Origin of the sequence: Sphingomonas sp. 66-10 (assembly GCF_001897045.1) — a bacterium.
Classification (GTDB): domain Bacteria; phylum Pseudomonadota; class Alphaproteobacteria; order Sphingomonadales; family Sphingomonadaceae; genus Sphingomonas; species Sphingomonas lycopersici.
This window is the reverse complement of record NZ_MKRR01000149.1, coordinates 69,996-77,334: the sequence shown is the minus strand read 5'-3', so window position 1 is coordinate 77,334 and position 7,339 is coordinate 69,996. Positions and strand designations below refer to the sequence as shown.

Sequence of the window (7,339 nt, the reverse complement as noted above, 5' to 3'; positions counted from 1 at the left end):
CGAGAACAGCCACAAATACGGCTCGTCCGACGCGCGGACGCTGTTGCGCGCGGGCGGCTGGACGCCGATCGCCGAATGGACCGATCCCGACGATCTGTTCGCGATCTTCCTCGCCAAGGCGGATACGATCCACGCGGCGTGGTGAGGTCAGGCGGCGAGCGTGAGCGTATCGCTCACGCCTCCGCCGCCAGCACCTTGTCCTGCGTCCTGGTCTCGAAATCGCTCGCGTCGTGGCGCTCGTGGAGCTGGCTCTCGGGATCGCCCATCACGCGATTGACCATCCGGCCGCGCTTCACCGCCGGGCGTTCGGCGATCTGGTCGGTCCAGCGGCGCAGGTTCTTATAGTCCTCGACCTGGAGGAATTCGCCGCCGTCGTAGAGCAGCCCCTTGGCCATCCCGCCATACCACGGCCACACCGCGATATCGGCGATCGTATAGCTGTCGCCGGCGAGATATTCGCTCTCCGCCAGCCGCCGGTCGAGCACGTCGAGCTGGCGCTTCACCTCCATCGCGAAGCGGTCGATCGCATATTCGATCTTGAACGGGGCATAAGCGTAGAAATGCCCGAACCCGCCGCCGAGATAGGGCGCCGCGCCCATTTGCCAGAACAGCCAGGACAAGGTTTCGGCGCGCCCGGCCGGGTCGGTGGGGAGGAATTCGCCGAACTTCTCCGCGAGATAGGTAAGGATGGCGCCCGATTCGAACACGCGGATCGGGGTCGGCCCGCTGCGATCGAGCAACGCGGGGATCTTCGAATTGGGGTTGATCTCGACGAAGCCGCTGCCGAACTGATCGCCCTCGTTGATGCGGATCAACCAGGCGTCATATTCGGCGCCTTCGTGGCCAAGCGCGAGCAACTCCTCCAGCATCACCGTCACCTTCACCCCATTGGGGGTGGCGAGCGAATAGAGTTGCAGCGGGTGGCGCCCGACGGGCAGCTCCTTTTCGTGCGTCGCCCCGGCGATCGGCCGGTTGATATTGGCGAAGCGGCCGCCATTCTCCTTGTTCCAGGTCCAGATCTTCGGCGGAACATAGGCGTCGGTCATCTGCGCTCTCCTGCTTGAGAACGCGAGAGATGGTTGCCGGCTGGCGTTCGCGCAACTCGGCATCGGCGCGCGCGCCGCGTAGTTTTGCTTGGGTGCGCACAACCCGAGCCTGTCACGCGCCCCGCGCCGTCGCCGGATGCGGTGCATCGATGCTATGTCCGCGGCGCGCCCGATTGCTGGCGGCGCACCGGCTCGCCGGTCCGGACGCCGGTGGCCTTGCCGTCCTTCATCACCAGCCCGCCATTGACCCACACCCGCGAGACGCCGACCGACAAAGCGGATGGATCCTCGCTGGTCGCGCGGTCGGTGATCCGTGCCGGATCGAACAGGATCAGATCGGCGCGCGCGCCGGGGCGGATCACCCCGCGATCGCCGATCCCCATATGCGCCGCCGCCTCGCCGCTCATCTTGTGGACCGCCTGTTCGAGCGTCAGCACATGCTGCTCGCGGACATAGACGCGCAGCACGCGCGGGAAGCTGCCGCGCCCGCGCGGGTGGCGCCCGGCGAGTTCGCCGTCGCTGCTGATGTTCGAGCGCGGCCAGGCGATCAGCGTCGCGACGTCGTCCGCGCGCATGCTGGTGCCGATCACCGATTCCTCCGCGGTCGGCCCGCGCGATTCGGCGATCAGCCGCATCAGCGTCTCGGCCGGATCGGTGCGCCGCAGCGCCGCGATCTGCGCGATCGTCTTGCCGACCAGCGCCGGCTCGGGCGAGAAGTGCGAGATCAGTAATCCTTCGGGCGGGGCGAGGTGCTTGAGCGCGAATTCGGCGCTCGCGCGATTGTCGAAATCGCGCTTGGGGAACATCACCGCCAGGGTCGATTGCCAATATTCGTAGGGATAGTCGTCGCCGGAAATGTCGACGCCCTGTGCGTGGGCGCGGTCGAGCACCGCGAGATAGCGGTTCGCCTCGCCCCACCAGTCGGTCATCGCCAGCTTCATATGCGATACCTGCACCGGCATCCCGGTGGCGCGGCCGATCTCGACGATCTCGTCGAGCGCTGCCCACAGATATTGGTCCTCGCTGCGGACGTGGCTGATGTAGCGCCCGCCGAAACGCGCGGCTTCCTTCGCCAGCGTCAGTACTTCGGCCTTGTCGGAATAGATGCCGGGATCATATTCGAGCCCGGTCGACAACCCCAGGGCGCCGTCCTTCATCCCGCTGTCGATCAGCGCGGCCATGCGCTCGATTTCGGCCGGTGTGGCGTGGCGCTTGTAATCCTCGCCCATCACCGTCTCGCGGATCGTATTGTGGCCGATATAGCTGGCGACGTTCACCGCGACGGGGGTTTTCTCCATCCGGGCGAACAGATCGGCCACCGGGAGCGCCGATCCGCCGTCCTGCCCGACGATGATCGTCGTCACCCCCTGGGTGGTGACGGGCAGCGCATCGGGCGTGTCGAACAGCCCGTGATCGTGGTGGCTGTGCGTATCGATGAACCCCGGCGCGAGCACCTCACCGTGCGCGTCGACGACCTCTTCGCCCGCGCGGCGCGCGAGCTTGCCGATCGCGGCGATCCGGCCGCGCTCGATCCGCACCGCACCGGTTCGCGCCGGTGCGCCGGTGCCGTCGATCACCCGCGCGTTGACGATCAGGGTCGATCGCGCCGGCGCCGTCTGCGCCACCCCGGCGGTGCCGACGGTCAGCGCGCACACGCCCGCGCACAGGCTGGAAATCAGTCGTTTCATGGCCTTTTCCCTTTCGCGGATCACGGCGCGACGTAGAAGGACGCCACCTGATCGCCGGGCGCGACCTTATAGGCGACGCGATGCTGCTGCTGGCCGAAGCTGGCGTTGAAGACGTAATTCGTGTCGTCGCCTTCCTCGCTCTTCTCGATCAGGTCGAGCCGCGTCAGCGGCCCGGCGTCGCGCAGCATCTTCGAGAAATATTGATTGGCGATCGCGGCGAAGCCCGGCGCCTCCAGCGGCAGATCGGCGTCGGTCAGTTTCTCTGCGCGGACCTTTTCGATTAGCGCGGTGACGCGCTTCGCGATCGCCGGGGCGGGCGCGGGGCGCGTCGGCGGAGCGGTGAGCGCGGGATCCCACAACCCGGCGATCCCGTCCGCCAGTTCGTCGACCTTGGTCTCGGCCGAATTGCTCAGCACGACGATCGACAGCCCGTCGCCGAGATAGCGCGAATAATAGGTCTTAAAGCCCTGCCACGCCCCGCCGTGCGAATAATGCGGCTTGCCCGCGGCCTGCTGCACCTGCCAGCCGAAGCCGTAATGATAGGTCTTGCCGCTGTTGAGCCGCACCGGGGTATAGACCTGCCGCCAGCCGTCGGCGCCGAGCAGTTTCTGCTGCTCGACCCCGCGCGCCCAGGCGATCATGTCGTTGAGCGAGAAATAGAGCGAGCCGTCGGCGGTCGAGTTCATCGTCGGCGACACCCAGTCCTGGTTCTTGAGCGCGCCCTCGACCAGATGATAGCCCGCCGCGCGATGCGGCACGATATCGGCGTCGCTGATGCCGCGCGCGGTCTTCATGCCCAGCGGGGCGAAGACGTCCTTGTCGAGGATATCGACATACGTCCGCCCGGTGGCCTTGTGGACGAGGATGCCGAGCACTTCATAAGCGGTGTTGCTGTACGACCAGCGCGCGCCCGGCTTGAAGCTGAGCGGCAAGGCGTAAGCGATCTTGAGCAGTTCGTCCTCGCTATAGTCGCGGCGATAATCGAAATCCTGGCCGTAATTGGGAATCCCCGAGGTGTGGGTGAGCAATTGGCGGACGGTGATCGGGCTCCACCCCGGCGGGGTGCCGGGGAGATATTTGCTCACCGGATCGTCGAGCCCGATCTTCCCCTGTTGCACCGCGAGCATCACCGCCGTCGCGGTGAACATCTTGCCGAGCGAGCCCGATTGGAAGATCGTGTCGGGCGTCACCGGCACGTCATGCTCGACATTGGCGAGGCCATAGCCCTTGGCGATGACGATCGCGCCGTCGCGCAGCACCGCCACCGCGGCGCCCGGCACCTTCTGCGCCTGAAGTTCCTTGGCCATGAACGCATCGACCTCGGCCTTGAATGTCGCCGGATCGGGCGCCGCCATCGCCGGCATCGCCACGGTCAGCGCGGCCAGCGCGCTTGTCACATAAGCAAAAGCTCGCATCCTCTTGTCCCCTTTTTCCCCGAGTATTTGTCGTTGCTTGCCCGTCAGGAGGCGCCGCCGCCCCACACCGTATCGGGGCACCAGATCGTGCCGTCGCGATAGATCGCTCCCGGCGGGCGATCGCGCTGGAGGAGGATCGGGCCGTCGAGATCGACCACATCGCAGAACTGGCCGATGATGAACGCGGGCGCCATCGCGAGCGAGGTGCCGAGCATGTTGCCGACCATCACCCCCAGCCCGCGCGCGCGCGCCAGCTCGACCATCGCCAGCGCCTCGGTCAGCCCGCCGCATTTGTCGAGCTTGATGTTGATCATCGAAAAACCGGGCGCCAGTCGTTCGAGCGACGCCAGATCCTGCACGCTTTCGTCGGCGGCGATCGGGATTGGCGCGGCGAAATCATTGAGCAGGGCGTCGCTGTCGGTCGGGAGCGGTTGCTCGACCAGCGCGACCCGCGCATCGACCAGCGCCGGCATCAGCCGTTCGAGCGCCGGGAGGGTGAACCCGCGATTGCCGTCGACGCCGAGCCACACGTCGGGCCGCGCGGCGCGGACCGCGCGCACCCGCGCCGCATCCTCGCGGTCACCGGTCAGCTTGAGCTTGATCGCGCGCGCCTCGGCAAAGTCGGCGGCCTGTCGCTCGACCAGATCGGGGGCGTCGGCCCCGATCGTCCAGACCGTGACGCATGGCTTGAGCGCGGCGATCCCGGCATTGCGCCACGCCGGCGTGGCGGATCGCGCGGCTTCGAGATCCCATAAAGCGCAATCGAGCGCGTTGCGGGCGCCGCCGGCGGGCAAGTGCGTGTGCAGCTGTGCGCGGGTCAGCCCGGTGGGGAAGGCGTCGCGCGTCGCCTCGATCGTGGCCAGCATCGCCGCCGGGGTTTCGCCGAGATAATCGACCCCCGCCGCCTCGCCGCGCCCGACATGATCGCCGTCGCGAACCGTCACCACGACGATGTCGATCGCGTGATAGGTCCGCCCGGTGATGCGGAACGGCCGGGCGAGCGGCCAAGTTTCAATCTGTGCGTCGATCTGCATCGCGATTATCCCACGGCCGCGGTGAGGTGGTCGAGCATCGCCCCCGATCCGGTGGCGAGCGGATCGAAGCACGGCATTCCGAGCTGCGCCGAAACCGCGCGGAGGTGATCAGCGCGTGCGGCGGCGGGAAGCGCCGAGGTGTTGATCGCGACACCGGCGCAGCGCGCCGCTGGGTTGGTCAGCCGCGCCAGGCGCAGGTTGAGATCGATGCACTCGGCAAGCGCGGGGATCGCAAAATCGGGATAGCCGTCGATATGCGTCCGCCCGGCCGCGTGGCACAGCACGATCGCATCGGGCTGCGATCCGTGGAGCAGCCCGAGCGCGACACCGGCGTAAGCGGGGTGGAACAAGGATCCCTGCCCTTCGATCACATCCCAGTGATCGGCATGATTGTCAGGCGACAGCGTTTCGGCCGCGCCGGCGACGAAATCGGCGACCACCGCGTCGATCGGCACGCCTTCCCCGGCGATCAGGATGCCGGTCTGCCCGGTTGCGCGGAAGCTGGCCTTCATCCCGCGCGCCGCCATGTCGCGCGCGATCGTCAGCGCGGTATATTTCTTGCCGACCGCGCAATCAGTACCGACCATCAGCATGCGCCGCCCGGCGCGCTTGCGCCCCGACGCGATCGGATAGGTCGCCGCCGGCACGCGGATGTCGAACAGCCCGACCCTCGCGGCATCGGCCGCGGCGGCGATTGCGGGAATGCTGCGCAGGCGGATATGCATTCCGCTCGCGACATTGAGCCCGGCGGTCAGCGCGGCGACGATCGGTTCGATCCAATGCGGGGCGATCGTCCCGCCGAACGGCGCGACGCCGATCACCAGCGTCTGCGCGCCGGCCTGCCTGGCAGCGGCGAAATCGAGGTCGGGCAGGCCCAGATCGACGCCGCACCCCGTGAGGCGCGATTGCCCGACGCATTCGTCGCGCGCCCAATCGAGCAAGCCACAGGCCGTCTTGGCGCTCAGCCTGTCGGCAACGTCACCCAGGAACAGCAGATATTTGCCCGGAACCTTCATCCGCCCCAACCATCCTCCCGAAAAGCGGCGCGCGCCCTCGCGGAGTCGCTACCGATCGCAATATGGTATAAATATAACCTAACGTGTCAATAGACATAAAAATAACAATACGAAATCTGCCGTATGTGGGAGGATGGCCGGACAGTCTGATCCACCCGGCGCAGGCCGGGGTCCAGCATCGGGCCGGCCGTAACTGGACCCCGGCCTACGCCGGGGCGACAGGATGCAATATTCCCGGAAAGCCGATCTCCGAGGAACGTCGACCGGCCGAAGCGGAGCGCTACCCCTCGGTCCGTTTGCGACGCGGGCTGCCGACATGCCCGCTATGCGCCTGATACAGATCGGACAGCCGCTCGAGCCGTTTCTCCACCTTGCCGCCGAGCACGCCGATCACGTCATTGACCAGCAGATTGACCGCGCAGCTCAGCGCGACCTGCGAGCTCCAGAACAATTCCACCTCGGTCGGCACCGCGATGACATGATCGGTATATTTGCGGATCCAGTCGCAGAATTTGTCAGTGATCATCACCACCGGGATATCGCGCCGCCGCGCCGCCGCGGCGAGATCGTGGCATTGCTGCGAATAGCGGCGCATGTCGACCAGCACGAGGCATTGCCCCGCAGGGTCGTCGTCCGCCAGCACCTCGTGGAAATTACCCGCGGTGGCGTCGGGCAGCGTCACGCCCTCGCGCGCATATTGCAGCAGATGCGCGAGCGTCATCGCGACCCCGCGCTCGGTCTGGAAACCGGTGACATGAACCCGGTGGCTGTGCGCCAGCAAGGCGACGATCTCTTTCCAGCCGGGGGTTTCCGCCAGCGCATAAACCTCGATGATCCCGGCCAACTCAAGCTCCAGGCTGCCCCCGCGGCGATCGCTGCCGCCCCCCGCGCCGACGAAGGCGGTCATCTGGTCGCCGACCAGCCACGGCACCCCGGACATTGCGGTGCGCAGCCCGGCCTTGAGGTCCTTGAAGTGGCGATAGCCCATCTTGCGCGAAAAGCGGCCGACCGTGACCGGGCTGACCTGAAGCTTCTCGGCGATCGAATTGGCGGTCTCGAACGCGATCCCGCCGCGATTGGTCAGGATGAAATTGGCGATGATCCGCTCCGCCGGGCTGAACGCGTCGAGATCGTCCTCCA

At 66.9% G+C, this 7,339-nt stretch carries 7 protein-coding genes; 1 reads left to right on the top strand and 6 read right to left on the bottom strand.

Features of this window, described 5'->3' with window-relative positions:
• Positions 1-145, top strand: a 145-nt coding sequence (locus BGN95_RS22570; protein ID WP_286774105.1) for an L-histidine N(alpha)-methyltransferase, incomplete at its 5' end; no start/stop codon positions are given.
• A gap of 28 nt (positions 146-173) precedes the next feature.
• Here BGN95_RS22570 and yghU read toward each other — a convergent pair.
• The 6 genes from yghU to BGN95_RS22540 form a co-directional block, all read right to left on the bottom strand.
• Positions 174-1,046, bottom strand: coding sequence for a glutathione-dependent disulfide-bond oxidoreductase (yghU, locus tag BGN95_RS22565; RefSeq protein WP_265311589.1), 873 nt, complete (start codon positions 1,044-1,046; stop codon positions 174-176).
• Positions 1,047-1,198: 152 nt separating this feature from the next.
• The gene (locus tag BGN95_RS22560; protein WP_286774077.1) at positions 1,199-2,734 is read right to left on the bottom strand and encodes an N-acyl-D-amino-acid deacylase family protein; all 1,536 of its coding nucleotides are present in this window, start codon (positions 2,732-2,734) and stop codon (positions 1,199-1,201) included.
• Between the two features lie 20 nt (positions 2,735-2,754).
• Positions 2,755-4,149, bottom strand: coding sequence for a serine hydrolase domain-containing protein (locus BGN95_RS22555; protein ID WP_286774076.1), 1,395 nt, complete (start codon positions 4,147-4,149; stop codon positions 2,755-2,757).
• A 44-nt stretch (positions 4,150-4,193) separates the two neighbouring features.
• Complete coding sequence (locus BGN95_RS22550; protein WP_286774075.1) at positions 4,194-5,183, bottom strand: dipeptide epimerase; 990 nt, start codon at positions 5,181-5,183, stop codon at positions 4,194-4,196.
• 5 nt (positions 5,184-5,188) lie between these two features.
• Positions 5,189-6,199 (bottom strand): N-acetyltransferase DgcN, encoded by a 1,011-nt coding sequence (gene dgcN / locus BGN95_RS22545; RefSeq protein ID WP_265311585.1) that lies wholly within the window; start codon positions 6,197-6,199, stop codon positions 5,189-5,191.
• Positions 6,200-6,479: 280 nt separating this feature from the next.
• Positions 6,480-7,339: MurR/RpiR family transcriptional regulator (locus BGN95_RS22540; protein WP_286774074.1), on the bottom strand; the 860-nt coding region annotated here is incomplete at its 5' end.

Bases quoted from the DNA above. Each gene is read 5' to 3' on its own strand.
- yghU (WP_265311589.1), bottom strand. From the start codon at position 1,046: ATGACCGACGCCTATGTTCCGCCGAAGATCTGGACCTGGAACAAGGAG.
- BGN95_RS22560 (WP_286774077.1), bottom strand. From the start codon at position 2,734: ATGAAACGACTGATTTCCAGCCTGTGCGCGGGCGTGTGCGCGCTGACC.
- BGN95_RS22555 (WP_286774076.1), bottom strand. From the start codon at position 4,149: ATGCGAGCTTTTGCTTATGTGACAAGCGCGCTGGCCGCGCTGACCGTG.
- BGN95_RS22550 (WP_286774075.1), bottom strand. From the start codon at position 5,183: ATGCAGATCGACGCACAGATTGAAACTTGGCCGCTCGCCCGGCCGTTC.
- dgcN (WP_265311585.1), bottom strand. From the start codon at position 6,199: ATGAAGGTTCCGGGCAAATATCTGCTGTTCCTGGGTGACGTTGCCGAC.